Source organism: Moorella sp. E306M, assembly GCF_006538385.1.
Lineage (GTDB): Bacteria > Bacillota > DSM-521 > Neomoorellales > Neomoorellaceae > Neomoorella.
Map to the genome: position 1 here is coordinate 2,257,978 of NZ_BJKO01000001.1, position 23,979 is coordinate 2,281,956.

At 51.8% G+C, this 23,979-nt stretch carries 27 protein-coding genes; all 27 read left to right on the plus strand.

Annotated features, from left to right (window positions below; genetic code table 11):
* The first annotated feature begins 1 nt into the window (after position 1).
* The 27 genes from FLZ89_RS11630 to FLZ89_RS11760 all read left to right on the plus strand — a co-directional run bounded on the left by FLZ89_RS11630 (position 2) and on the right by FLZ89_RS11760 (position 23,835).
* A complete protein-coding gene (locus tag FLZ89_RS11630; protein ID WP_141305009.1) occupies positions 2 to 481 on the plus strand; it encodes a type II secretion system protein in 480 nt (159 codons plus the stop codon).
* Positions 478 to 876, plus strand: coding sequence for a prepilin-type N-terminal cleavage/methylation domain-containing protein (locus FLZ89_RS11635; RefSeq protein WP_141305010.1), 399 nt, complete (start codon positions 478 to 480; stop codon positions 874 to 876). The genes FLZ89_RS11630 and FLZ89_RS11635 overlap by 4 nt, the downstream gene beginning before the upstream one ends.
* On the plus strand, positions 867 to 1,379 hold the full coding sequence (locus FLZ89_RS11640) for a hypothetical protein (protein WP_172613590.1): 513 nt from the start codon (positions 867 to 869) through the stop codon (positions 1,377 to 1,379). Before FLZ89_RS11635 ends, FLZ89_RS11640 begins: the two co-directional genes overlap by 10 nt.
* A gap of 55 nt (positions 1,380 to 1,434) precedes the next feature.
* Positions 1,435 to 2,826 carry a hypothetical protein gene (locus FLZ89_RS11645; protein WP_141305011.1) on the plus strand — a complete coding sequence of 464 codons (1,392 nt, stop codon included), beginning with the start codon at positions 1,435 to 1,437 and terminating at the stop codon, positions 2,824 to 2,826.
* Positions 2,827 to 2,851: 25 nt separating this feature from the next.
* A complete protein-coding gene (pilM, locus tag FLZ89_RS11650; RefSeq protein ID WP_141305012.1) occupies positions 2,852 to 3,760 on the plus strand; it encodes a type IV pilus biogenesis protein PilM in 909 nt (302 codons plus the stop codon).
* Positions 3,761 to 3,762: 2 nt separating this feature from the next.
* The gene (locus FLZ89_RS11655; RefSeq protein ID WP_172613591.1) at positions 3,763 to 4,392 is read left to right on the plus strand and encodes a PilN domain-containing protein; all 630 of its coding nucleotides are present in this window, start codon (positions 3,763 to 3,765) and stop codon (positions 4,390 to 4,392) included.
* Positions 4,389 to 5,729 (plus strand): NPCBM/NEW2 domain-containing protein, encoded by a 1,341-nt coding sequence (locus tag FLZ89_RS11660; RefSeq protein WP_141305014.1) that lies wholly within the window; start codon positions 4,389 to 4,391, stop codon positions 5,727 to 5,729. The genes FLZ89_RS11655 and FLZ89_RS11660 overlap by 4 nt, the downstream gene beginning before the upstream one ends.
* A 62-nt stretch (positions 5,730 to 5,791) precedes the next feature.
* A complete protein-coding gene (locus FLZ89_RS11665; protein WP_141305015.1) occupies positions 5,792 to 7,195 on the plus strand; it encodes a TldD/PmbA family protein in 1,404 nt (467 codons plus the stop codon).
* Positions 7,195 to 8,547 carry a TldD/PmbA family protein gene (locus FLZ89_RS11670; RefSeq protein WP_141305016.1) on the plus strand — a complete coding sequence of 451 codons (1,353 nt, stop codon included), beginning with the start codon at positions 7,195 to 7,197 and terminating at the stop codon, positions 8,545 to 8,547. The genes FLZ89_RS11665 and FLZ89_RS11670 overlap by 1 nt, the downstream gene beginning before the upstream one ends.
* Before the next feature lie 44 nt (positions 8,548 to 8,591).
* Positions 8,592 to 9,050, plus strand: coding sequence for a type II 3-dehydroquinate dehydratase (gene aroQ / locus FLZ89_RS11675; protein WP_141264973.1), 459 nt, complete (start codon positions 8,592 to 8,594; stop codon positions 9,048 to 9,050).
* Between the two features lie 14 nt (positions 9,051 to 9,064).
* Positions 9,065 to 10,144, plus strand: a complete 1,080-nt coding sequence (locus FLZ89_RS11680; protein ID WP_141305017.1) for a M24 family metallopeptidase — start codon at positions 9,065 to 9,067, stop codon at positions 10,142 to 10,144.
* 195 nt (positions 10,145 to 10,339) lie between these two features.
* Positions 10,340 to 10,897 (plus strand): elongation factor P, encoded by a 558-nt coding sequence (gene efp, locus FLZ89_RS11685; protein ID WP_141264971.1) that lies wholly within the window; start codon positions 10,340 to 10,342, stop codon positions 10,895 to 10,897.
* A 58-nt stretch (positions 10,898 to 10,955) separates the two neighbouring features.
* Entirely contained in the window at positions 10,956 to 11,438 is a 483-nt protein-coding gene (locus FLZ89_RS11690) for a CD1247 N-terminal domain-containing protein (RefSeq protein WP_141305018.1), read from the plus strand.
* A 116-nt stretch (positions 11,439 to 11,554) separates the two neighbouring features.
* Positions 11,555 to 12,607 carry a stage III sporulation protein AA gene (gene spoIIIAA / locus FLZ89_RS11695; protein ID WP_141305019.1) on the plus strand — a complete coding sequence of 351 codons (1,053 nt, stop codon included), beginning with the start codon at positions 11,555 to 11,557 and terminating at the stop codon, positions 12,605 to 12,607.
* Entirely contained in the window at positions 12,601 to 13,119 is a 519-nt protein-coding gene (locus FLZ89_RS11700; protein ID WP_141264968.1) for a stage III sporulation protein AB, read from the plus strand. The genes spoIIIAA and FLZ89_RS11700 overlap by 7 nt, the downstream gene beginning before the upstream one ends.
* A 20-nt stretch (positions 13,120 to 13,139) precedes the next feature.
* Entirely contained in the window at positions 13,140 to 13,346 is a 207-nt protein-coding gene (gene spoIIIAC / locus FLZ89_RS11705) for a stage III sporulation protein AC (protein ID WP_141264967.1), read from the plus strand.
* Positions 13,347 to 13,361: 15 nt separating this feature from the next.
* Positions 13,362 to 13,751: a stage III sporulation protein AD gene (spoIIIAD, locus tag FLZ89_RS11710; protein ID WP_141264966.1), complete on the plus strand. Its 390-nt coding sequence runs from the start codon at positions 13,362 to 13,364 to the stop codon at positions 13,749 to 13,751.
* A gap of 78 nt (positions 13,752 to 13,829) precedes the next feature.
* The gene (spoIIIAE, locus tag FLZ89_RS11715; protein WP_141305020.1) at positions 13,830 to 15,071 is read left to right on the plus strand and encodes a stage III sporulation protein AE; all 1,242 of its coding nucleotides are present in this window, start codon (positions 13,830 to 13,832) and stop codon (positions 15,069 to 15,071) included.
* An 8-nt stretch (positions 15,072 to 15,079) separates the two neighbouring features.
* Positions 15,080 to 15,775, plus strand: coding sequence for a stage III sporulation protein AF (locus FLZ89_RS11720; RefSeq protein ID WP_141305021.1), 696 nt, complete (start codon positions 15,080 to 15,082; stop codon positions 15,773 to 15,775).
* 31 nt (positions 15,776 to 15,806) lie between these two features.
* On the plus strand, positions 15,807 to 16,430 hold the full coding sequence (locus tag FLZ89_RS11725) for a hypothetical protein (RefSeq protein WP_141264963.1): 624 nt from the start codon (positions 15,807 to 15,809) through the stop codon (positions 16,428 to 16,430).
* 50 nt (positions 16,431 to 16,480) lie between these two features.
* Positions 16,481 to 17,092, plus strand: coding sequence for a SpoIIIAH-like family protein (locus FLZ89_RS11730; RefSeq protein WP_141305023.1), 612 nt, complete (start codon positions 16,481 to 16,483; stop codon positions 17,090 to 17,092).
* 220 nt (positions 17,093 to 17,312) lie between these two features.
* Positions 17,313 to 17,963, plus strand: a complete 651-nt coding sequence (locus FLZ89_RS11735; protein WP_256369537.1) for a GntR family transcriptional regulator — start codon at positions 17,313 to 17,315, stop codon at positions 17,961 to 17,963.
* A 23-nt stretch (positions 17,964 to 17,986) separates the two neighbouring features.
* Positions 17,987 to 19,288 carry a hypothetical protein gene (locus tag FLZ89_RS11740; protein WP_141305025.1) on the plus strand — a complete coding sequence of 434 codons (1,302 nt, stop codon included), beginning with the start codon at positions 17,987 to 17,989 and terminating at the stop codon, positions 19,286 to 19,288.
* A 38-nt stretch (positions 19,289 to 19,326) separates the two neighbouring features.
* Complete coding sequence (locus FLZ89_RS11745) at positions 19,327 to 20,292, plus strand: ABC transporter permease (RefSeq protein ID WP_216363890.1); 966 nt, start codon at positions 19,327 to 19,329, stop codon at positions 20,290 to 20,292.
* A gap of 111 nt (positions 20,293 to 20,403) precedes the next feature.
* Entirely contained in the window at positions 20,404 to 21,387 is a 984-nt protein-coding gene (locus FLZ89_RS11750; protein WP_216363891.1) for a sugar ABC transporter substrate-binding protein, read from the plus strand.
* A gap of 73 nt (positions 21,388 to 21,460) precedes the next feature.
* Positions 21,461 to 22,969, plus strand: a complete 1,509-nt coding sequence (locus FLZ89_RS11755) for a sugar ABC transporter ATP-binding protein (protein ID WP_141305026.1) — start codon at positions 21,461 to 21,463, stop codon at positions 22,967 to 22,969.
* A 32-nt stretch (positions 22,970 to 23,001) separates the two neighbouring features.
* Complete coding sequence (locus FLZ89_RS11760) at positions 23,002 to 23,835, plus strand: sugar phosphate isomerase/epimerase family protein (protein WP_141305027.1); 834 nt, start codon at positions 23,002 to 23,004, stop codon at positions 23,833 to 23,835.
* The last annotated feature ends 144 nt before the right edge of the window (positions 23,836 to 23,979 follow it).

A 23,979-nucleotide genomic window follows, 5' to 3' on the forward strand; every position in this document is an offset into this window, starting at 1 on the left:
TATGGCGGGGACGGAAAAATATGGTTCCACGCGGGCGGTACAGGGAGAGCGCGGTTTTACGCTGATTGAAATGGTAGCCGTCATGGCCATCACCGGGCTCCTGGCTACGGTGGTCCTGCCGGTAGTGGCTAAGAGCCTGGCATGGTGGCAGGTGCAGACGGCGGCCTGGCAGCTGGTAAGCGATATCCGAGAAGTACAGCAAATGGCCATTAGCGGCGAAGATTACCACCGCACTATTCTCTTTGATACCGTTAATAATTTGTACCGGATCAGGAAAGACGCAGTGATCGTAAAAGAAACCAAACTGCCGGCGGGGGTATCCTTTGCCAGCGTGGCCTTTCCAGACAGCAAGCTGGCCTTTAACCTTGAAGGTGTTCCCTCGGCCAGCGGAGACATCGTCTTAAAGGATCGCTATGGTCGCTATTACTATATTACTGTCCTGCCGGTTACAGGCCGGGTCAAGGCGGGGAAAACGACGTGAAAAAGTGTTGCTGGCCTGGTAACAACCGTGGTTTAACCCTGATTGAAGTCCTGGTGGCGGTAGCCTTGCTGGCGGCGGTGCTGGTACCAATGCTGGGTATGTTTACTACCGCCGCCCGGAGTTATACCAGGGGCGGCCAGGAGACGTTAGTTTTGAACCTGGCCCGGGAACGCATGGAAACCAGCCTGGCAGCCGGTTATAACGGCCTGGCCTCCCTGCCTGGAGCTGGCGGCACCTGGCAGGCTTACCCCGGCCGGCCGGGATATGAGTACCAGATAACTATAGCAGATTATGACCTCGTCCTACAGGTGAAGGAAGTGATGGTGCGGGTGCGCCCGGTGAATGACCCGGCGGGGCAGGTGGAACTGGCAACCCTGGTTGCCAGGTGGCCGTGAAGTGGCGGCGGGCCGGCCTTACTTTAATTGAAACTGTAATTGCCGCCAGCCTGATGGTCCTGGTCCTTATGTCTTCTTTGAGCATCCTCCAGGCGGGTTTAAAATGGTGGCAGCGTGGCTGGGACCGTATGGATGCCCAGCAAAACGCCCGCGTGGCCCTGATGCAGATGACCAGGGAGATCCAGGCTGCTAAGGAAATAATAAGCGGTTCTGATGCCGGTACCTTAATTATCGCTGATGCGGCGGGCAATCAATATAAATATCTGTTAACGGGTGATAACCTCCAGCGGGCCGTTAAGAAGAAAGGTTCTTTAAGCTTCAGCGGCTATAATCTCCTGGCCTACGGGGTGCAGACCCTGGAATTTTTTTATGACCATCCAGAGGCGCCGGAAAACAGTAAAACCGTAACCATCCACCTGGTTACGCGGGACGCCGAAGGACGGGACTTTGACGTAACTACCGCGGCGGCCCTGCGGCTCAGGGTGATGAACCCCGGAGGTTAGCATTTAACTTGCTGGTAAAGATTCTGGTAAAGATTTTTATTGCAGGTGATATTCTTTGGCCGGCACCTGGCGGCGGAGTATAGCTACAGGCAAGGGAAGAATTGATGGGGTGGGGTTGCCGGGGAGGTGCTGGCACCGGCGGGGCAGCGCCCTGCCGGGGGTCCTGCTGGCCATCCTGGTCCTTTCCCTCCTGGGGGCAGGGCTCCTTTCCCTTTCCCTGGTGGAGCGCCAGGGCGCGGCGAATGAAGTTAAGATTACCCAGGCCACCTACCTGGCCGAAGCCGGTATCCATTTGGCCCTGGCAAGACTACGCCATAACCCCGCCTGGCGGGACGGTTTGGGAGAAACTTACCTGCCTCCGGCAAGGGGTCGGATCATCAGCGTAAGCGTGGAGTCGCAGGCTGCAAGTTATCGCTTGCGTTCCGTTGGGGAAATAGATGGGGTCCAGCGAGCCGTAGAGGTGGATCTGGCCCGGCCCTTTTTCAGCTATGCCCTGGCCGGCGCCGGGGACATAACCGTAAAGAACCCCTTGACCATTATCGGCGATCTTTTTGCCACGGGCAGCATTTACCTGCAAAAGGGGGCCAGCGGCAACGTTGCTGCCGGGAAGGATTTAACCATTCAAAATAACACCACCGTCCAGGGCAGTGTGGTTACCGGCCGCTATCTGTATAATTACGGCACCATTCGCGGCGACGCCACCGTGGGCCAGGTTACCGACAAATACGGCAATGACCCCAATTATTACGGCCGGGTAGACGGTCGGATTATCAAAGGCCTGGGCTTTTCCTTCCCTGCCTGGCCCAGTGACCTGGTGGCTCCTTACACCGGCGGGTATCACCTCCCGGCGGGGGAATACACCCTGGCCAGGCTCCAGGACTTTGTCGATAATGCCCCGGCAGGAGATAATGGGATAAAGATCTTGTATTGCAACGGCGATTTAATTATTAGCAACGGGGATCACGGCAAGGGCAAGGGTGGAGGTAATGATACTGATTTTTATACCGGCAAAGTCATTATTGCCGCGGCCGGGGATATTACTTTGAGCAAGGATATACGGGCAACTACCGGCAGCGATGCCTGGGCCTTTGTGGCAGGATATGATATGATCCTGGAAGGCGGGATAACGGTTGATGCCGTCCTGATGAGCGAACGCTATTTTTACAAACAGGGTGCACCCAGTACCATTAACGGCAGCCTGGTAACAGGGGGCATCGAAGAGATAGATGAAGACAGCGGCAGCGGTAATGGCGATAACCAAGGTGAGGACCATGGCAACTTCAATAACGAGGGCCGTGGCAATGGTGGTAAAAAAGGTAGCGGCCATGGTCACATCAAAGGACAGCTACAAATTATCTACGATAATAACCGGGTACAGCTCCTGAGCCCGGCCCTGGCCGCAGCAGGTTGGCAGATCCTGTCCTGGCGCGGGGCTTCCCTGTATTAAAGAGCTGTTTGGAGTTGACTGCTGGATGCGCTGGCCAAGATTCAAGAGACAACCCCAATACCTGGGCATCGACCTCGGTACAACTGCCGTCAAGGCGGCCGTATACCAGGGCAGGCAGTGGCTGACGGCCAGCGTCCCGACTCCCCAGGGTGGCCTGGCTGATACTCAGGCCATGGTGGCGGCCGTTGCCGAGGCGGCCTCCCGGACCGGCTGGCGCGGTCGCCGGGCCGTGACGGCCGTCAGCGGGGAAAGGGTGATCGTCCGCTACCTGCGCCTGCCGCGGATGACCCCCGAGGAACTCAAAAGTGGCATGGCATATGAAATCGAAAACTACCTGCCCACCGGGGCCCGGGACATGGTAGTGGACTGGGCCATCCTGGATGCCGGTAATGATGCGGCTGCCGACCAGATGCCGGTTCTCCTTGCTGCGGCGCCACGGGAACAGGTGACGGGCTTATACCAGCTTTTCCATGCCGCCGGCCTGGACCTGGTGGCCATCGACCTTGTGCCCCTGGCCCTCTGCCGCGCCCTGGCCGAAGAAGCTGGCGGCAGCACGGTGATAATCGACATCGGCGGGCGATGGAGCAACCTGGTCCTGGCCCGGGAGGGACAGCCCCTTTTCAGCCGGGTAGTAGCTATTGGCGGGGGAGAGCTGGGCCAGCCCGGCATAAGCGGGAGCAGCCGTATGGCCGAATTGGCCCAGGAGATCCGGCGTTCCCTGGAGTTTTACCGTTCCCAGGCCGGGACGGCCTTTAACCCGGAGCGCATCATCCTTACCGGAGGGGGAGCGCAGGTGGAGGGCCTGGTCGATTACTACCGGGAGGAACTGGGAGTAACGGTAATTATCGGCCGCCCGGGGACAGGCTTTAATGGGTCCCCAGACCCGGCCCTGGCCGTAGCCATGGGCCTGGCTTTACGGGAGAGGGAAATATGAGTGTGGCTATTAATTTACTGCCCCCGGAGTACCTGCCGCAGAGGCGGTCGTTGCCCAGGAGAACTGCCATTGCCCTGGCCCTGGCAGGATTTCTCGTAACCCTTTATTTTATCTTCCTAATCCAATGGGGGCTGATGGCCAGGCGCGTTGCCGGGGTGGAGGCGCAGCTGGCCCAGTATGAACCCCAGGCGCAGCAAGCAACAGCCAGTAAAAGCGCCATTAGTGAATGGCAGCAGAAGGAAAGGGAACTGCAGCGTTTGGTAAAGGAAAGGCGGCGCTGGCAGCCGGTTCTGGCTGCAATAAACGATGCCCTGCCGCGGGAGATCTGGCTGACCCGCCTGGAAGCAAATGAAGCCAAAGGAGAATTAATCCTGGTCGGGGGGAGTACTTCCCTCCAGGCCATCGGTAATTATTTAAATAACCTGCAGGCAAGCGGTCTCTGGGAGGCCGTCAATCTCCAGGAAGTTAAGGGTAATGGCAGTAGCCTTGCTTTTACCATACAGGCAGTCTTTAAAGGTGCCCGGGCGGAGACAGGTAAAACAGAGACTGCAAGAGCAGTTCCCGCACCCGGCGATGTAACAAAAGCAAACCCGGATTCTATAAACGCAGGCAGGGAAGGCAACAGTAAATGAAATTTGGTACCTACCAGTTCAGCCGCCGGGAAAAAATATTGCTGGTTTTGCTGGCCGTTGTCGTAGGGATTATTTTCTTCAATAATGTAGTTTTAGGGCAGCAGTTGCCGGCCTACCGGGAGCTCAGGGGAAGGCTCAAGGCAGGCCAGGAGCGCCTGGCTGCCGCCAGGCAGGCGGCAGCATCTGCAGCCGAGCTGGCCCAAAAAGCCGACCAGGCCCGGGCCGCATGGGAGGCTACCAGGCTCCACCTGGGTTTTACCCTCCGGGGTACAGCACCCTTCCTGGAGGCGGCCCAGCCCCGGGACCGGTCCCTCCAGGTACTGGCCTTCCGTCCCCTGCCGGTGGAAAAGAGAGACCCCTTCCGGGTCTATCCCTATGAAGTTACCGTCAGCGGCCCCTACCCGGCGCTGCAGGATTACATAAATCAGCTGGAATCCTTGCCGGCCCTGACGGCCATCCGTAATTTGAAGATCCTTGCGCGCCAGGGAAACGCTGGAACAGTCGAAGGGAGCTTTATTATAGACCTGTACGATCTGGGAGAAGACAATCCAGTCCCTGGAGCTATTGCCCTTTTTCCGGCCGGGCGGGCCGACGGTTTCACGCCCCCGGCGGGGGCGGTTGCTGCCGGGGATGGAGCTAAAGGTGCGGGAGCTTCTCCTGGCCAGGGAGAGGCTGCCGGGAGCAGTCCGGCCAGCCCCTCTACGGCTGCAACTCCTGGTTCGGTACCAGTAAAGCTGTCACCTGCTCCTCCTGCCTCCCCGGCACCTGCGGGTAACCCGGGAACAAACCCACCGGAGCCTGTCTTCCCGGCCCCGGCAGGCGCCGGACAGGCGCCTCAATATACCTTCCCCCGCCAGGTAAAGGGCCGGCTGGAGGCGGGACCGGCCTTCAAGGACCCCCCCGCTGGCAACAGGGATGTCTGGCTGGAAGAACTGCGGGTGCTGCGCAATGTAGGGCCCTTCTATGTTCTGGAGCGGCCGGCGGCCCTGGCCGGCATGCAACTAGCCCGCAGCGTCGGTGTAAATCTAAGCAAGGAGCACAATCAAGCCGAGTTAAAGGTCGATCTCCAGAAACAATACACACGCCTCCAGGGATACATCGGTATCGATGACAGCTTTGCCAACAGCAGCGGTAAAGTTAAAGTCACCATTTTTGCCGACGGCCGGCAGCTTTACCAGGGAGAAATCAGGCCGGGTGATTACCCCCAATACCTGGATTTACCCCTCTTCCTCGTCCAGCAACTGACCTTCAGCCTGGAATGGCAGGCCGGCGGTATTGGTGACTACGATCAATTACTGGCCACCCTGGCCAGCCTCCATTTTTCACGTAAGGATTAGCAGGAATATTTTCCCGCCCCTTGAATTATACTAGTAAGAAGTTATATAGAAAGGGTGGGTAAATGCTTTTAAGTGAAGCCGATCTGAAGGCCATCCTGGAGGCCGCTCTGGCTGAAGGTGGCGATTTTGCAGAAATTTTCCTGGAACGGCGCCGGACGACCAGCATCAGCTGCGAGGATAATAAGATTGAACGGGTTATATCCGGTCTTGACCAGGGAGCCGGTATACGGGTCATTGCCGGGGAAAACACCGCCTATGGTTACAGCAATGACCTGAGCCGGGAGAGCCTCATCCAGACGGCAACCCTGGTTGGTAAAGCCCTGCCAAGCCGGCCCCAGCCCAGGGAAATTAGCTTTAAACGGCCGCAAGCACAAGTGGAATTTACCATTAAAAAGCGGCCCGACCAGGTGCCGGTAGCCGAAAAAGTAGCTCTGGTGCAAAGGGCCAATGAGGCCGCCCGGGCCGTCGATAAGCGCATTACCCAGGTTACGGTGGGTTACGGCGACGTTATTCAGGAGGTAACCATTGCCAACAGCGACGGCATCCTGGTAGATGACGAGCGGGTACGCTGCCGTTTTGTCGTCAATGCCGTGGCCACCGACGGCAAAATTATTCAGACAGGTTTTGAATCGGCCGGCGGGCACCAGGGGTGGGAACTTTTTGAAAGCGTTAACCCGGAAGAGAAGGCGCAACAGGCTGCCCGACGGGCCGTCATGATGCTGGAGGCCAGGCCGGCACCGGCGGGCAAGATGCCGGTGGTTATGGCGGGCGAGGCCGGCGGCACCATGATTCACGAAGCCTGCGGCCATGGCCTGGAAGCCGACCTGGTCCAAAAGCAGCTTTCCGTTTACGCCGGCAAGAAGGGGCAAAAAGTAGCTTCCGACCTGATAACCGTTATTGACGATCCCACCATTCCCGGCAAGTACGGTTCGTACCGTTTTGACGACGAAGGTATGCCGGGACAGAAAACCGTGCTCATCGAAAACGGCATCCTGAAGGATTATATGTATGATTACCTGACAGCCCGTAAGGAGAACCGCCGTTCTACCGGCAACGGTCGCCGGGAATCTTACCAGGACCGCCCCATACCCCGCATGACCAATACCTTTATCGCTCCCGGCAAAGACGACCCGGAAGCTATTTTGCGGGAAACCAAGCACGGCCTGCTGGTCAAGCGCATGGGCGGCGGGCAGGTCAACACCACCAACGGCGACTTTGTTTTTGATGTGGCTGAAGGGTATCTCATCCAGGACGGCAAGATTGGCCCGGCCGTCAGGGGGGCCACCCTCACCGGCAACGGCCCCGAGGTACTGAAGATAATCGACCGGGTGGGCAGCGACCTGGGCTTCTCCTTAGGTACCTGCGGTAAAGACGGCCAGGGAGTACCAGTCGGGGATGCGCAGCCCACGATTCGCATTCCTGAGATGGTGGTCGGCGGCATCCTGGACGAGGAGGATAAAGGCTGATGGATTACCAGGCTTTACAAAAACAGTACCTTGACCTGGCGGCGCGGGTGGTAGAGATGGCGGCCGAAAAAGGGGCTATTGCCGAAGCCTACATAAGTGCCGGTGAAAATTTAAGCATCGAGGTGCGCAACCAGGAAGTCGAGGCCCTGACTACGGCCCGGGATCAGGGCCTGGGTTTAAGGGTCATAGCCGACCAGCGGGTGGGTTTTGCCTTTACCACCGATTTCAGCCCCACGGCCCTTGAACTTTGCGTAGAGCAGGCCCTGGCCAACGCCCGGATGGCTACCCCAGATGAGCATAACTGCCTGCCGGCCCGCTATCCCGGCTACCCCCAGCTGGACCTCTTTGACCCGGAAATTACCACAACCCCGGTGGAAAAAAAGATCGAGCTGGTGCGGGAGATTGAACGCCAGGCCAGGGCTTATGACCCGCGGGTGAAGATCACGGAAAGCTGTTCCTATAACGATTCCCGCTACCTGGTTGTCCTGGTAAACTCCCAGGGGATAACAGCCGCTTACCTTGCCGCCTACTGCGGCGCCAGCACCTTTGTGGTGGCGGTGGAAAACGAAGAGAGCCAGACAGGTTTCGGCCTGGCCTATAGCTTGCGGTATAAAAATATCGATCCGGCGAAGATCGGCCGGGAAGGGGCGGCCAGGGCCGTGCGCATGCTGGGAGCCAAAAGGGTTGATACCCAGCGGGCGGCCGTTGTTTTTGACCCCTATGTAGCCACCAACTTCCTGGGGGTCATCGCCCCGGCCCTTGCTGCCGATGCCGTCCAGAAGGGCAAATCCCTTTTCCGGGGCCGGGTGGGCCAGCAGGTGGCGGCACCGGTTGTGAATATTATCGACGACGGCCGCCGGCCGGACGGCATTGCCTCCAGCCCCTTTGACGGCGAGGGAGTACCCACCCAGCACACGGTGCTGGTGGAAAAAGGGGTCCTTAAATGCTACCTGCACAACACCTATACAGCCGCCCGGGACGGGGTAAAATCCACCGGCAACGGTGCCCGGGGTTCATTCAAGACAACACCGGAAGTCGGGACGACCAATTTTTATATCGAGGCCGGCTCCCGCACCCCGGAAGATATTATTAAAGAGATCCCCAGGGGACTTTACGTCACCGAAGTCATGGGCATGCATACGGCCAATCCCATCTCCGGCGATTTTTCCGTCGGCGCCAGCGGCCTCTGGATTGAAAATGGCGAGCTGACCAGGCCGGTCCGGGGCGTGGCCATTGCCGGCAACATCATCGGCCTCCTGGAGGGCATTGACGCCGTAGGCAACGACCTCACCTTTTTTGGCGCCACCGGTGCCCCGACGGTGCGTATTGCCAGCATGACCATCAGCGGGTAAGTACACTCTACCCAAGAGAGCAATATTATGGTAAAATAGCAGCCATGAAGATTTTAGTGTTAAATGGGCCCAATTTAAACCTCCTGGGCAGCCGGGAGCCGGAAATCTATGGCCGGACTACCCTGGCCGATATCGAAGCCGGCTTAAGGGAGCAGGCTGCCGGCGCCGGGGTGGAAATAGAGTTTTTCCAGTCCAACCATGAAGGGGCCCTTATTGACCGTCTTCATGAAGCCCGGGGGCGGGTAGACGCCGTGGTCATCAATCCCGGGGCTCTGGGACATTACAGCATTGCCCTGCGGGATGCCCTGGCGGCCCTGGATTGCCCGATGGTAGAAGTTCACCTCTCCAACATTTACCGCCGCGAGGAATTTCGCCACCAGACGGTAACGGCAGCGGTGGTAGACGGCCAGATTAGCGGTTTTGGGCCTTTAAGCTACCGCCTGGGACTGGAAGCTGCCATAGAGCTGGTGCGCTCGCAGCGTGAGGGTAAACCTGAAAAATGAAGGGCGGGCTTTTTTTGACCACAAGGTTAGACCGTCTGCGCCGGCTTATGACGGCGGAAGGTATCAAGGCCCTGTGGGTACGCCAGGAAGAAAACCGCCGCTACCTGAGCGGTTTTACCGGCGACAGCGGCCAGCTTCTCATTACTACAACATCGCAGTATATATTAACCGACGGCCGCTTTACTAAACAGGCCAGGGAGGAAGCGCCGGATTTTGAGGTAGTGGACCTGGGCAATAAGCCGTGGGAACAGCTGGGTGCCACCCTGGCTGCTGCCGGTGTAGCAGAACTCCACTTTGAAGCAGAGCACCTCAGCTATGCCACCTATGAAGAATTTTTGGAGCAGGCCAAAGACTGGCCGCGCCCGGTCAAGCTGAAACCAGTAAAGGGCCTGGTAGAAAGGTTACGGCAGGTAAAAGAAGAGGCCGAAGTGCAACTTCTGCAAAAAGCCATTGACCTGGCCGATGCCGGTTTTCGTCACCTGCTCCAGATCTTACGTCCAGGTGTCAGAGAGCGGGACATAGCCCTGGAGTTAGAATATTTCCTGGGTAAACAGGGCTCCAGCGGGCCATCCTTCACCACCATCATCGCCAGCGGTTACCGGGCGGCCCTTCCTCACGGGGTGGCTTCCGGCAGGGTACTGCAGCCGGGTGACCTGGTGGTGATGGATTTTGGTGCCGTCTATGAGGGCTACCACTCCGATCTTACCCGCACGGTAGCCCTGGCGCCGGTGGCCCCGGAATGGCGTCACCTCTACCACGTCGTTCTGGAAGCCCAGGAGAGGGCTATCGCCGCCATCCGTCCCGGGATGACGGGCCGCGAGGTGGACGCGATAGCCCGGGAACATATTGCCGCGGCCGGATACGGGCCCTATTTCAGCCATGGCCTGGGCCACGGTGTGGGACTGGCTGTTCATGAAGGTCCCACCCTTTCCAGCCGGAGCGAGGTTAAACTATCTCCGGGGATGGTGGTCACGGTAGAACCGGGAATTTACCTGCCCGGACGGGGCGGTATCCGCATTGAGGACGTGGTCCTGGTCCAGGAAAACAGTGCTCGTATCCTGTCCCATGCCCCCAGAGAATTTATTGAGCTATAAAGGTTCTCATACGTTTATTTTACGGCACAGCGCAGTGAAGACAAAGGGCAAAACGGTTGCTAGTTTTTAGTGAGAGGTTTGAAAAGGTGGGCATCGGTTTTTCATCCAGAGACCGGCTTAATCAATTGTAACCGCGAATCCCACCTCCCACCTCCCACTTTTCAATTCCCACATCCAATCTAGGAGGTATCCCGCTTGATATCCACCAACGATTTCCGTACTGGTCTTACCATTGAGGTTGACGGTGAAGTTTACCAGGTAATTGAATTCATGCATGTCAAACCAGGCAAGGGTTCGGCCTTCGTCCGTACCAAGCTGAAGAACAGGCGTACCGGGGCGGTAATTGAGCGGACCTTCCGGGCCGGGGAAAAGGTCAACCGCGCCCATATTGACCGGCGCGAGATGCAGTACCTCTACAATGACGGCGAAAACTATTACTTCATGGATACAGAAACCTACGAACAGTTATCCCTGCACAAAGATCAGCTTGATGATGCGATAAAATATCTAAAAGACAATATGAACATTTATGTCCTCCTTTATCAGGGGGAAACCATTGGCATCGAGTTGCCGAACTTTGTTGAGCTAAAGGTTGTGGAAACAGAGCCTGGCATCAAGGGCGATACAGCCACCGGCGGTTCCAAGAACGCCGTTTTAGAAACCGGTGCCGTAATCCAGGTGCCCCTCTTTATCGAGGTGGGAGATGTCGTCCGCATCGATACCCGTACTGGTGCCTATATTGAGCGGGCCTAGTTTAAGTCCGGCCAGGGCCGGTAATAATAAAAGGTAGAAAGGGAAAGGAGTGTAGACAATGAATGACGTCCGCAAGAAGGTTGCCTACCTGAAGGGGTTAGTGGACGGCATGGAGTTAAACCCCGATAGCAAGGAAACCCGCCTCCTTAAGGAAATAGTTGAAGTCCTGGAGCAAATGGCCGAGGCTCTCCACGACCTGCATGAGGACTATGAAGAACTGGAAGACTACCTGGAAAGCATCGATGAGGACCTTTATGATTTAGAAGATGAGGTTTATGATGACGAAGACGAAGATGACTATGACGACGAGGATGACGAGGACGACGAAGACGAGGAAGAGGGCGACTACATTGAAGTAGAATGCCCGAAATGCCACGAGATAGTTTGCTTTGATGCCGATGTCCTGGATGATGAGGATGTAGTGGAAGTTACCTGCCCCAATTGTGAGACGGTCGTCTTTGTCAATGAAGAAGGCGAAACCAGCTCCCTGGCGGCTCGAGAGGAAGAAAAGAAAAACTCTCCCGACACCGATGACATCTAGTTCTGAAAAAGATCATAGCATCAGACCCCGTGATGGGGTCTTATTTTTTTGCCCCGAATTTTCTCTTGCATAAAATTGCCAGGATCATAATAAGCATAATGGCAGGAGGGAGAAAGATGGGCAGCGTACGGCTGGTCAAGGGTGACGGAAAACCACCTTTAGGACAGGCCGGGGAAGGCAGGGGAGGGGGGCTCTCCGGGTTGTTGGCCTTTTTGCCGGCAGCGGTCGCTACTTCCCTGGCTGCCCTGCCCCTGGAGGTAAAAGCAGCCCTGGAAGAAATCCGCCTGCGGCGGGAGCGGCCCCTTCAGGTGCGCTGGGGTGCCGGTGAAGGCTGGGTGCAGGCCGGCGGCACTTTGACAGCTGTACCCAACCTGGCCTATATCGTAAGCGAAAACGATCTCAGCCAGACCATCCAGGCCCTCACCCGCAGTTCCCTTTATGCCCTGGAGGAAGAATTGCGCTCCGGGTATATCACCGTGAGGGGCGGCCACCGGGTGGGGCTGGTGGGCGAAGCAGTGGTACGCCAGGGAGAAGTTCAAACCTTAAAGAATTTTGCCGGCCTTAATTTGCGCCTGGCCAGGAGTATCCCCGGTTGTGCCCGGGAGTTAATGCCCTACCTCCTGGAGCAGGGGCGCCCCCTCAACACCCTTATTCTTTCACCGCCGCGTTGCGGCAAGACTACTTTACTGCGCGATATTATCCGTCTTTTCAGTAACGGCATAGGGGAACTTAAGTTTTCCGGCGTCAATGTAGGCGTGGTGGACGAGCGTTCCGAAATTGCCGGCTGCTGGCTGGGGGTGCCCCAGCTGGATGTCGGCCCCCGGACGGACGTCCTGGATCGTTGCCCCAAGGCGGCCGGGATGTTGATGCTCCTCCGGTCCATGGGGCCGGAGGTCATTGCCACCGACGAGATTGGCCGCCCGGAGGAACTGGCGGCTTTACAGGATATTTTAAATGCCGGGGTGACAATTCTGGCCAGCGTCCATGCCGGCAGCCTGGAAGAGTTGAAACACCGGCCGGGCTGGAGGCCGCTCCTGGAGCGGGGTTTCTGGCAACGCTTGATAATCCTTGGCCGTACCCTGGGACCGGGGACCATCGAATTCCTCCTTAGCGGGGACGGCCGGACCTTGCGCCGCGGTCCCTGGCGGGGGGAGGGCAAGGCATGTTAAAAATGGTGGGAGGCGGGTTGATAATCCTCACCTGCGGTTTGCTGGGCCTGGAGAAGGCCCGCGGTTTTAGCGCCCGGATTGAACAGCTGCGCCAGTTAAATGCCGGCCTGAAATTGCTAGAGACGGAAATAATCTATGGGGCTACCCCCCTCCCCTTGGCTCTCACCCGGGTTGGGAACCAGCTGGCCGGGCCAGTGGCTTTATTTTTCCAGACTGTGGCCCGGGCGCTGCAAGAAAACGCTGCCGCCGGTGCCCTGGCAGCCTGGCAGAGGGGCCTGGAGGAACTGGGGCGGAAAGGGGCCCTGCAGCCCGGGGATCTGGAGATACTAAAGGCCCTGGGTCCTATGCTGGGTAACTCCGGTGCCGGCGACCAGATTAAAAACCTGGAGCTGACCCGCCAGCTCCTGGGGCAGCAGCAGCTGGCAGCCCACGAAGAAAACAATCGCCAGGGCAAGATGTGGCGTACCCTGGGTTTCCTGCTGGGGATAACCCTGGTGCTGTTGCTATATTAAAGCTTCGGGAGGGAGAAAAGATGCTGGGCGTAGATGTGAGCCTGATTTTTAAACTGGCGGCCCTGGCCATTATCATCACTATTTTTTATACTTTCCTGAAACAGGCCGGGCGGGACGAATATGCCTACATGACCCTGCTGGCCGGCCTGGCTATAGCCTTACTCTGGGTCATTCCCTTGATTATGGATCTCTTCAAAGCCGTACGGGCTGTCTTCCAGCTGTATTAAAGGGGTGGCCCCGGGATGGAGATTTTCCAGATCGTCGGCCTGGCCCTGACGGCTACCCTGATTATTGTCATGGTGCGCCAGGCCCGGGGCGCCGATACGGCCCTCCTCATCAGCCTGGTGACAGGAGCAATTATTTTTCTCCTCCTCCTGGACCGCATTGGTACGGTGGTCAAGGTCCTGGCCGACCTCTCGGCCAGGGCCGGTATCAACCAGTTTTACCTGGATACCATCTTAAAGATCATTGGCATCGCCTATGTGGCCGAGTTTGGCAGCCAGGTCTGCCGGGACGCCGGCGAAAATGCCATTGCCGGCAAGGTGGAGCTGGCCGCCAAGGTATTGATTATGGTCCTGGCCATCCCCATAATTGTTGCGATCCTGGAAAGCATTATTCGCCTCTTGCCGTAAGGCAGACAAAGGTTCCTGCTCCTGCCGCGCCTGTTGCAAGGCGGCTTATATAGAAAGAAGCAGCAAGGTTGTGATTTCATGTGTCAGGCAACCACTGCGTGGAAGTTGCTGGTAGTCTTAATTTATATTGGGCTTTACGGATTATATACAGGGCTTACTGCCCCCTCGGCCCTGGCCTATTATCCGGAACCGGCCACAGGAACAGAAGCGGCGGCTGCCATGACCCTGGACGAGCAGCTGGAACGCCAGATGGCCAAACTCAACCTGGGGGGCATCGATACTTTCCTTAACCAGCTGGACCGGGAAGTGGGCCAGTACCTGCCCCGCTTGGGCTTTCAGGAAATCCTGGCCAATCTTCGCCAGGGAAAATTGCCCCTGGATCCGGCGGCCGCCGGGCGGGGGCTGCTAAAGTATCTTTTCCATGAGCTCCTGGCCAGCGGGGCCCTGCTGGGCCAGCTCTTAATCCTTGCCGTAGCCTGCGCTGTGCTGCAAAATTTACAGGCAGCTTTCAGTGCGGGAAGTATCAGCACCGTGGCCCGGGGAGTGGCCTTCCTGGCCCTGATTACCCTGGCCCTGACTTCCTTTACCCTGGCTGTCCGTACCGGCGGGGAAGCCATCGACCGGATGGTATCCTTTTTTCAGTCCCTGCTACCGGCCTTGATTACCCTGCTGGCAGCAACCGGGGGTATAACCGCCTCTACTCTGTTGCAACCGGTTTTGATCTATGCCGTAACCATTACCGGTACCCTCATGCACAACGTTCTCTTTCCTCTCTTGTACCTTACGGCCTGCCTCACGGTAATCGGCCGGATCGCCGATCGCTTCCAGGTGTCCAAAATGGCCGGGCTCCTTAAACAGGCAGCCATGGCCGCCCTGGGACTGATGATGACCGTTTTCACCGGCGTGTTATCGATTTACGGGATCGCCGGTTCAGTTGCCGACGGTGTTGGCCTGCGGGCCATTGAATTTGCCACTGATGCCTTTTTACCTGTGGTCGGCGGCATGCTGTCCGATGCCGTCGAAACCGTTGCCGGGACAACCCTGCTTTTGAAAAGCGCTGTCAGCCTGGTAGGAGTAATCATTATTTTTTTCCTGGCCGCCTTTCCCATGTTAAAAATTCTCTCCCTGGTGGTTGTTTACAAAGTGGCGGCGGCCGTGGTCCAGCCCTTCGGTGAGGACCAGCTGGCCGACGCCCTGGACGGCATCGGCGGAGCTTTAACCATGGTCTTTGCCTGTGTGGCGGTCACGGGATTGATTTTTTTCCTGGCCATAGCCGTAATCGTCGTCCTGGGCAACATCACGGTAGCTTTAAGGGGGTAGGCAGGGAATTGCTGGCTAAAATCGGCGAGATAGTCCGCCAGGTAGCTCTGATTGCCTTGCTGGCGGCCTTCCTGGAAATGCTCCTGCCGGAAAAAAAGATTACCCGTTACGTGCGGCTTGTTTTAGGGCTCTTTGTGGTGGTCGCTATTTTGACGCCCCTGGCGGAAGGGTTGCGTTTCGGGCCGGAGCTGGAGCTGGCTGCCTGGGACCTGCGCCTGGACCCTGCGGCCGCCGCCCCGGTGCAGCAGGGCCGGGAAATGGCCCGGGCCAATGACGAGGCAGCTCTGGAAATTTACCGCAACCGCCTGGCCGGGCAGATCAAGGCCCTGGTCACCCTGGTACCTGGCGTAAAGCAAGCCGAAGTACTGGTGGACGTATCCGGCGAAAAGGAACGGCTGGGGGCCATTCGCCGGGTGGTAGTCACGGCCACCCTGGCTGGAGCAGAGACGGCAAAAGGGGGCGGGGATGCACCACCTTCGCCTGCCGGCAACCTGCCTGGCACTCAAGGGCTCGCGCCTCCTGAAACCCAATTACCAGGGAGGCCGGAACAGATCGCGGGACAAGAGGAAGGACTACCGTCAACTGCGCCCCAAATTACCGCTGCTGAAGTCCAGGAGATTCAATCCCGTATTGTCACCATGATTACCCACTTTTATGGACTGGAACCCGGCCAGGTCGAAGTACGGCTGCTATATGGGAAGTAGAAGGGTTTTACTTTCAGGGAGGTGTTGCCCATTGGACAAAAATAAGTGGCCGGACTGGCGCTTCTTGCCCCAGAAACCACCCTGGTACCTCTGGCTGGCTGCTGGCGCCCTTATTTTGGGGACCATCTTTATCAGCATTGGTAATCTTAACAGCTCTATCCAGCACCAGGGGGTACAGGCGACAGGGCAAACAGCCAGCCAACCCGGACTGGACCGGCAGCAGACGGAACTAATGGTCACCGCCAGGGAACTGGAAGTCCAGCTCCAGGAGATATTAGAGCAAATCGCTGGTGCCGGCAGGGTGGCGGTGCGGGTATCTTTAAAGACCAGCCCCTTAAAGGAGTTTGCTACCAATACCAGGACTAGCAAACACAGCGTGGAAGAGAAGGATCAAAGCGGCGGGACCAGGGTAACTACCGACAGCAACGAAGATGCGCAGCTGGTCATGGCCAGGAACGGCCAGATGAATGGCGGTGAAGCGCCGGTAGTAGCTCGTGAAACCCAGCCGGAGGTTCTGGGAGTAGTGGTAGTGGCCGATGGAGCGAATGATCCTCAGGTGCGGGCGCGTTTCATCCAGGCGGTGCAAACCCTGTGGGGCCTGGCACCCCACCAGGTGCAGGTGCTGCCGATGGAAACCGGGGGGAGCAGTAAGTAACTATGACTGTGCTTTTGATCAAGATGCCAAAATTGGGGAGGGTGAAAAAGATGATTAAGATAGGTGATAAAGGACGAGTAATAATTGCCCTGGTGCTGACCTTTGGCGTCCTGGCTTACCTGGTCCAGGGTGACCAGCAGGGAACAAAGCCGGCCGGCATAGATCTACCCCTGGAGCGACCGGTCCAGCAGGCCAGCCAGCCGGATACCGGTGGAGCTACTAAGGTGGCGGCGCCAATCAAGGACCAGGCAGCGGTTAGTGGACCTAAGGCAGAGGATATACTCAAGGAAGCAAGTTCTAAAGCTGAAGGAGGAGCCGCCTTCTTCATCGAGTACCGCCTGGAAAGAGACCGCCAGCGCAGCCAGCAGATCGCCCTGCTCAAGCAGATTATCGATAACCCCAACGCGGGCGGTGAGGGCAAGCAGGAAGCCCAGAAGCGGCTGGTGGAACTGACCCAGCAGATGGACCTGGAGATGCAGCTGGAAAAGCTCATCGTCGCCAAAGGTTATAAGGATGCGGCGGTGTTCATCCAGCCCAATGCCGTAAACGTCATTGTCATGGCCGACAACTTCGGCGACGAGGACGCCAACAAGATTGGCGACCTGGTCTCCCGCTCCACCGGCCGCCCCCGGGAGCAGATCAGTATGATTCATAAGAAGTAGATAACGCTAATTAAATAAGAGTATAACAAATAACCGGGCTGAGAGCATATGTGCTGGCCCGTTTTTTATTTAAAAAAATTTTTTATCCCTTAGGAGGAATTCAGGCAAGAATGTCGAATATGATAATACAACCGGTATACAAGAAGGATACAAAAGGAACACAATTCAGGGTGGTATTTTTATGGAGACCCTTAGAGGCCTTGATGTTATTCAGCCCGTAATGGGGCAAAGGGTTTATGAAGAGATTAAAGAAGCTATTATAAATAATACCATAAAACCCGGGACCATGATCCAGGAAAGAGTACTTGCTGAAAAGCTGGGTGTTAGCCGGACCCCGGTGCGCGAGGCATTAAGAAGATTAAATTCGGAAGGTTTAATTGAGTTAATACCTGGAAAAGGTGCGACGGTAACTAAAATTACCATTGAAGATATTCGCGAAATTATGCAGGTCCGGGAACCTCTGGAGTGCCTGGCAGTAAAGCTGGCTGCAGAAAGAATTCAGCCCCAGGATATAAAGTATTTGGAAGATATGATTGCTAACTGGGATAAGGAAATTAATTGCTCCGACCAAATTAACTTTCAGAGCTTTAGCACAAAGGACATAGCTTTTCATGAATATATAGTAGAAATTGCCGGCAATAAGCGCCTGGCCTCTATATTAAACATGTTGCGAGATCAAATCAGGCGAATTACTTTTCTGACCCAAGATAACAAGGCTAGAATTGAAACGTCTTTCCCTCAACACCTAAAAATCCTGGAAGCGTTAAAACAAAGGGATCCTGCGGCGGCGGAAGAGAACATGCGCCAGCATATGCAAAGCATAAAGGAATACTACTTTGATAGGTTTGGGTTTAAAGAAGTAAATTTATAATTTGAGCAAGGGGGCAAATTTGTATGTTTGAACATTTGAATGTTCGAATCAACGACAGTCATATTGATTATCGTAATAACTTGATGGTAAACCAAAAAGAGCGTCAAATTTTAAGAGATTTAGCCTCTAAAATTGCTGAAATAGCAGCCAGGCCGGAACAAGAAACAAAAAAGAGACTTTGGATAGAGCATAATGCTTTGAAACCCACACGGCCGCCAATTTTTTGCGATCCAGAAAATGGTTGGAATGAAATAATTACAGATGATCAAATACAATGTGAAAACGAATTAGCGCGATATTGGGAAGCGGTATTACGCAAAGAATTATTCTGGGGAGAATCGATGGGCGATGATCGTGTTATAGAGCCATTTTTTGATATCCATCATATTTATACTGACAGTGGGTGGGGATTGAAAGAACAGAGAGTTGGCGGAGAAATAGATGTTTATCGTTTAGATGGAGGGTCGTATAAGTGGGAAGCCCCTCTCAAAGATTACAACGATGTCAATAAATTACATTTTCCTGAAATTAATATTGATTACGAAACCACCCAAAAGGTTTTTAACTTGGCCCAGGAAATTTTAGGTGATATTTTGCACGTGCGTTTAAAGACTGTTTGGTGGTGGTCTGTAGGCTTAACCGATGATTTGGCGTATCTACGCGGCCTGGAAAATATTCTTTATGATGTTTATGACCATCCTCAAGAATTACACAAACTTATGGCCTTTTTATCGGAGGGGACTTTAGCCAAGCTTGATTTTCTGGAGAAAAACGGTTTGCTGAGTTTAAACAACGATGGGACTTTTGTAGGTTCAGGGGGATATGGCTGGTCGGAAGAATTGCCGCAACAAGATTTTGATGGAAAAGTACGGCTAAAAGATATGTGGGGCATGTCGGAAAGCCAGATAACTGTAGGTTTTTCCCCACAAATGTTCGAGGAATTTGTGTTTCAATATCAATTACCTATACTGGAAAAATTTGGTCTAAATTGTTATGGATGCTGTGAACCATTAAATGCCAGGTGGGATGTAATCAAAAAGATTCCCAGGCTTCGAAGAGTCTCTGTTTCGCCGTGGGCTAATGTTGAAGATATGGCTGAAAAACTAGAAGACAAATATATTTTTTCCTGGAAACCGCATCCCAGTGTACTGGCCACTCCTAATATCGATGAAGAGCAAATCCGTCAGGATATACGTCGCGTCCTGAAGATAACACGTAACTGCAGGCTTGAGATTATAATGAAAGACAATCATACGTTGGGCAAAAATCCGGAAAATGTTATCAAATGGTGTAGAATCGCAAGGGAAGAAGTAGAAAGCATTTAAACGAGCAAGGTAATGTTATAGAGATTGGAGTGGTTCAATTGTCATTTAAACAAAGGTTGCAAAGGCTTAATGAGAGATACGGAACATTATTTATATTACTCTTGATGGTTGTTATAACAACACTTCTATATCCCGGTTTTCTTAGCTCTACAAATTTAACCAATGTAGTTAGGCAAATTTCTATCATAGCAATTATTGCATTTGGAAGTACGTTTGTAATTATATCTGGTGGCATTGATCTGTCGCCAGGATCAATAGTGGGACTTACGTCCGTAGTAGTTGCTAGCTTGGCACATCCGGGGATGTACCCGGTTATAGTGCCGATACTTGCCGGGATGATTGTGGGGTCGTTGGCCGGTCTTGTCAATGGAATGCTAATAGCTAAAACAAAAATTCCACCATTTATTGCTACTTTGGGTATGATGATAGCAGCACGAGGTGCAGCTCTCATTTACAGTGATGGAAGACCTATAGGTAATTTTACTAAGACCTTTGAATTTATAGGCGGGGGAGATTTTTTCGGTATACCTGTACCTATCCTTATATTAGTAGGGCTACTGATTTTAAGCCATATTTTACTCAATAATACTATTTTCGGATTATATACGTATGCGATAGGTAGTAATGAGCAGGCTGCCATGATTTCTGGAATCAATGTTAATAAACATAAAGTGCTTATATACATGTATGCTGGTTTAATGGCAAGCATAGCAGCGATCGTACTGACTTCTCGCATAAGTTCGGGGCAACCAATTGCGGGTGTAGGATTTGAAATGGATGCCATTGCTGCTGCGGTAATTGGTGGGACAAGTTTATCAGGCGGTATAGGTACTATACCTGGGACAGTAATTGGTGCTTTAATTATGGGCATTTTAAACAATGCTATGGATTTATTGGGTGTATCGGCATACTGGCAACAAGTATTTAAAGGTGCAATCATTGTAGGTGCAGTTATTCTTGATCAAAAGAGGAAAATAGCAAGTAATTCTTCTAGTAACAAATAAGTACGAGAGGTGGTAAAACATATAAAATGAGAGTGGGGGTGATATCTCAGAATATTTAACCTTTCTTTAAACTAAACTTCCAAATTATCAAAAAAGGAGGTCCATACAAAAGTGCTGAAAGGGCTTTTTTCTAGGAGAAGTATCATTTTATTAACAACTTCGTTGCTTATACTTTTAATATTATCTGCATGTAGTACCAAGGGAACTACGACAAGTTCTGGAAGTTCTGGGCAGACATCAGAAAAGAAGATTAAAATTGGTGTTACAATGAGCAGCATAGATAAATTTTTATCCTATGTAGTAGATGCAATGCAAAGTTATGCTAAAGAACACCCCGAAATTGAATTAACTGTTGTTGATGCACGAAATGATGCCTCTACGCAATTAAATCAAGTAGAAAACTTTATCGCCAAAAAAATGGATGCAATAGTTGTTAATCCGGTTGATACGGAATCAACTCAACCCATAGTAGATGCGGCCAAGAAAGCAGGCGTTCCACTAATTGGCGTAAATAGAAGAATGGAAGGACTTACTTGTTATGTTGGTTCTGATGCATATCAGTCAGGTCAATTATTAATGGAATATCTTGCTTGGAAAGCGGGTTATAAAGGCAATGTAGCTATAATGGTTGGTACCTTGGGTTCAGAGCCTGCCAGGCTAAGGACACAGGCCATAAAAGATGTTATTGCCAAGCATCCTGATATGAAAATTGTTCTTGAGAATTCGGCTGATTGGCTTAGAGACAAAGGTATGCAATTAATGGAAAACTGGATCCAATCAGGAAAAGATTTTGATATCGTAGCTTCTAATAACGATGAAATGGCTATAGGGGCCATAAAAGCTTTAGAGGCTTCTGGAAAACTATCCAAAGTTATTGTTGGTGGTATTGATGCAACTCCAGATGCATTGCAGTACTTGAAAGATGGAAAGTTGGCAGTAACTGTATATCAAAATGCTTTTGATCAGGGTAAAAGTGCTATAGAAATGGCTCTAAAAGCAGCTAAAGGGGAAAAAATACCGGAAGAAGTAATGATTCCCTATGAAACAGTCAAGCCGGAAGACGCTGATAAATATTTGGCTAAATGGAATAGATAATAGAGTATGAAGAATAGTAGCGGGGATTTCAATATCCCCGCTATCTCAAAGTTAAGTGAGGACGTGATAAACCATGGATGGAAATGGTAATTATATCCTTGAAATGGAAAATATTAATAAACAATTTAGTGGAGTTAAGGTACTGGATAATGTTCAATTGAAAGTAAAACATGGTACAGTACATGCTTTAATGGGCGAGAATGGCGCTGGTAAATCAACGTTAATGAAAATTTTAATGGGAATTTATCAAGCTGATTCTGGTACTATTAAATTTAACGGTACGTACGTAAAAATTAATAATGTTACTGATGCTCTTAAAGTGGGTATATCAATGATACACCAGGAATTAATACAACCCCAGCATTTAACCGTAGCAGAACATATTTTTCTTGGAAGAGAAGCTAACTATAGTATACGAGGTGTGCTAAAAAAAAGAGAAATTATAGCTGAAACCCAAAAACTATTAGATAAGATGGGTATTAATGTAAACCCAGAAGATAAAATTATGGATCTTAACGTAGCTAAAAGACAATTGATAGAAATAACCAAAGCTATTTCTTATAATTCACATTTAATTATTATGGATGAACCGACTTCGGCTCTCAGTGAAGAAGAAATTAAAGAGCTTTTTGATATAATTAAATCCTTGAAGGCGCAAGGTAAATCTTTTATATTTATAACTCATAAGCTGGATGAGGTTTTTGGTATTGCCGACTATATTACAGTTCTAAGAGATGGAAAACATATAGGTACAGACAATGTTGAAAACTTTAACACCGATCGACTAGTACAAATGATGGTTGGTAGAGAGCTTAAGCAAATTTTTGATAAACAACCTCATGCTACAGGAGAAGTAATATTATCTGTCCGAAACTTGACCAAAAGAGGTCAATTTCGGAACGTTTCTTTTGATTTGCATAAAGGAGAAATACTGGGCATAGCGGGCCTTCTTGGTGCGGGGCGCACAGAACTTGTGCAAGCTTTATTTGGGGTTACTCAACCTGATGAAGGAGAAGTCTGGATTAAAGGAAAAAAAGCAACCAACATTACGCCTGCTAGTGCAAAAACTTATTATAAGATGGCTTATCTCACTGAAGATCGACGAACAACTGGTTTATTTCTCAATCGACCAGTTAAAGAAAATATAATTATCGCCAACACTCTGAGTTTCCTTTCTAGAGTACTTCTCAATAAAAAGAAGATAATGGAGGTTTGCCAAAAAGAAAAAGAAAACCTCAATATTAAAGCTTTTAGCCTGGACCAACCTGTAGAATCTTTAAGCGGTGGCAATCAACAGAAAGTACTCATATCAAGGTGGCTATTGTGCAATCCTGAAATATTAATTCTCGATGAACCAACACGTGGTATCGATGTTGGTGCCAAAGCGGAAATTTACAAGTTAATATCCTTTTTAGCTAACCAGGGAAAAGCAATCCTTATGATTTCCTCTGAAATGCACGAGATTTTGGGGCTCAGTGATAGAATTCTGGTTATGCACGAAGGCCAGGTAACAGGGATGCTTAATAGAGAAGAGGCTTCGCAAGAAAAGATTATGAAGTATGCCATGGGGATTAGCGCTTAAAATGTTTACACAATTTAGTGAGGTGTATAGTAATGAAGATCTGTTTTAATGAAGCAACTACCATGAAAAACTCGACCCTGGAACTCGACTTGGAATTATGCAATAAATATGGCTATGATTTAATCGAAATAAGAATGGACAAATTGAAAGAATATCTAGAGACCCATACGATAGATGACCTGGTTAACTTTTTTGAGCAAAATACACTAAAACCATATGCTTTTAATGCTCTGGAATTTGTTACATTCAGACATCCAAACGATTATAAAAAGATAAAAGACGATCTGGTGTTTTTATGCCAATCCGGTGTAAAAATTAATTGCCGCAATATTGTTGTTGTGCCCACCTTTGATCTACCTTACACAAGAAAAGAAATTAAAGAAGAATCGATTAGAGTCCTTCATGAATTAGCCGACGTTGCAGAAACATATAATATGAACCTGGCATTCGAATTTGTCGGCTATCCCAATTGTAGTGTAAATACCTTTGAACAAGCATATGAAATAGTAACTGCTGTAAATCGCAGCAATGTGGGGATAGTTTTGGATTGTTTCCATTTCCATTCCATGAACTCAAAAATTGAATCCTTAAAAAAAGCGGATCCTAACAAGATATTTATTTTTCACATTGATGATGCTGAAGATCTCCCTGTAGGAGCTTTACGAGATCACAACAGATTGTGGCCTGGCGATGGAAGTATTGACTTAGAACTTATTTTGAAGACATTAAAAGACATTGGTTATGATAAAATGGTTTCTGTAGAGCTATTTAGACCTGAATATTGGGAATGGGAACCGGAAAAGACAATAAAGATTGCTAAAGAAAAAACGGAAGCCGTTATCCAAAAATATTTTACTGCGCAATAAGAATGATGTTTGCAATATAAAAATTATAACCTGAAAAGCAGGAATTAATAAAGGTATGTCGAATATTATTTTTTAAGCAAGCGGGTATACCAATGGAATACTAAAGGAACTCCAAAGGTGTTACAACAAAATCTTTTAATTTAA

Excerpts from the sequence above, each read along its gene's own strand:
- FLZ89_RS11630 (WP_141305009.1), top strand. The coding sequence starts at position 2 with ATGGCGGGGACGGAAAAATATGGTTCCACGCGGGCGGTACAGGGAGAG.
- pilM (WP_141305012.1), top strand. The coding sequence starts at position 2,852 with ATGCGCTGGCCAAGATTCAAGAGACAACCCCAATACCTGGGCATCGAC.
- FLZ89_RS11660 (WP_141305014.1), top strand. The coding sequence starts at position 4,389 with ATGAAATTTGGTACCTACCAGTTCAGCCGCCGGGAAAAAATATTGCTG.
- FLZ89_RS11665 (WP_141305015.1), top strand. The coding sequence starts at position 5,792 with ATGCTTTTAAGTGAAGCCGATCTGAAGGCCATCCTGGAGGCCGCTCTG.
- FLZ89_RS11670 (WP_141305016.1), top strand. The coding sequence starts at position 7,195 with ATGGATTACCAGGCTTTACAAAAACAGTACCTTGACCTGGCGGCGCGG.
- aroQ (WP_141264973.1), top strand. The coding sequence starts at position 8,592 with ATGAAGATTTTAGTGTTAAATGGGCCCAATTTAAACCTCCTGGGCAGC.
- FLZ89_RS11690 (WP_141305018.1), top strand. The coding sequence starts at position 10,956 with ATGAATGACGTCCGCAAGAAGGTTGCCTACCTGAAGGGGTTAGTGGAC.
- spoIIIAA (WP_141305019.1), top strand. The coding sequence starts at position 11,555 with ATGGGCAGCGTACGGCTGGTCAAGGGTGACGGAAAACCACCTTTAGGA.
- FLZ89_RS11700 (WP_141264968.1), top strand. The coding sequence starts at position 12,601 with ATGTTAAAAATGGTGGGAGGCGGGTTGATAATCCTCACCTGCGGTTTG.
- spoIIIAC (WP_141264967.1), top strand. The coding sequence starts at position 13,140 with ATGCTGGGCGTAGATGTGAGCCTGATTTTTAAACTGGCGGCCCTGGCC.
- spoIIIAD (WP_141264966.1), top strand. The coding sequence starts at position 13,362 with ATGGAGATTTTCCAGATCGTCGGCCTGGCCCTGACGGCTACCCTGATT.
- spoIIIAE (WP_141305020.1), top strand. The coding sequence starts at position 13,830 with ATGTGTCAGGCAACCACTGCGTGGAAGTTGCTGGTAGTCTTAATTTAT.
- FLZ89_RS11730 (WP_141305023.1), top strand. The coding sequence starts at position 16,481 with ATGATTAAGATAGGTGATAAAGGACGAGTAATAATTGCCCTGGTGCTG.
- FLZ89_RS11735 (WP_256369537.1), top strand. The coding sequence starts at position 17,313 with ATGGGGCAAAGGGTTTATGAAGAGATTAAAGAAGCTATTATAAATAAT.
- FLZ89_RS11740 (WP_141305025.1), top strand. The coding sequence starts at position 17,987 with ATGTTTGAACATTTGAATGTTCGAATCAACGACAGTCATATTGATTAT.
- FLZ89_RS11755 (WP_141305026.1), top strand. The coding sequence starts at position 21,461 with ATGGATGGAAATGGTAATTATATCCTTGAAATGGAAAATATTAATAAA.
- FLZ89_RS11760 (WP_141305027.1), top strand. The coding sequence starts at position 23,002 with ATGAAGATCTGTTTTAATGAAGCAACTACCATGAAAAACTCGACCCTG.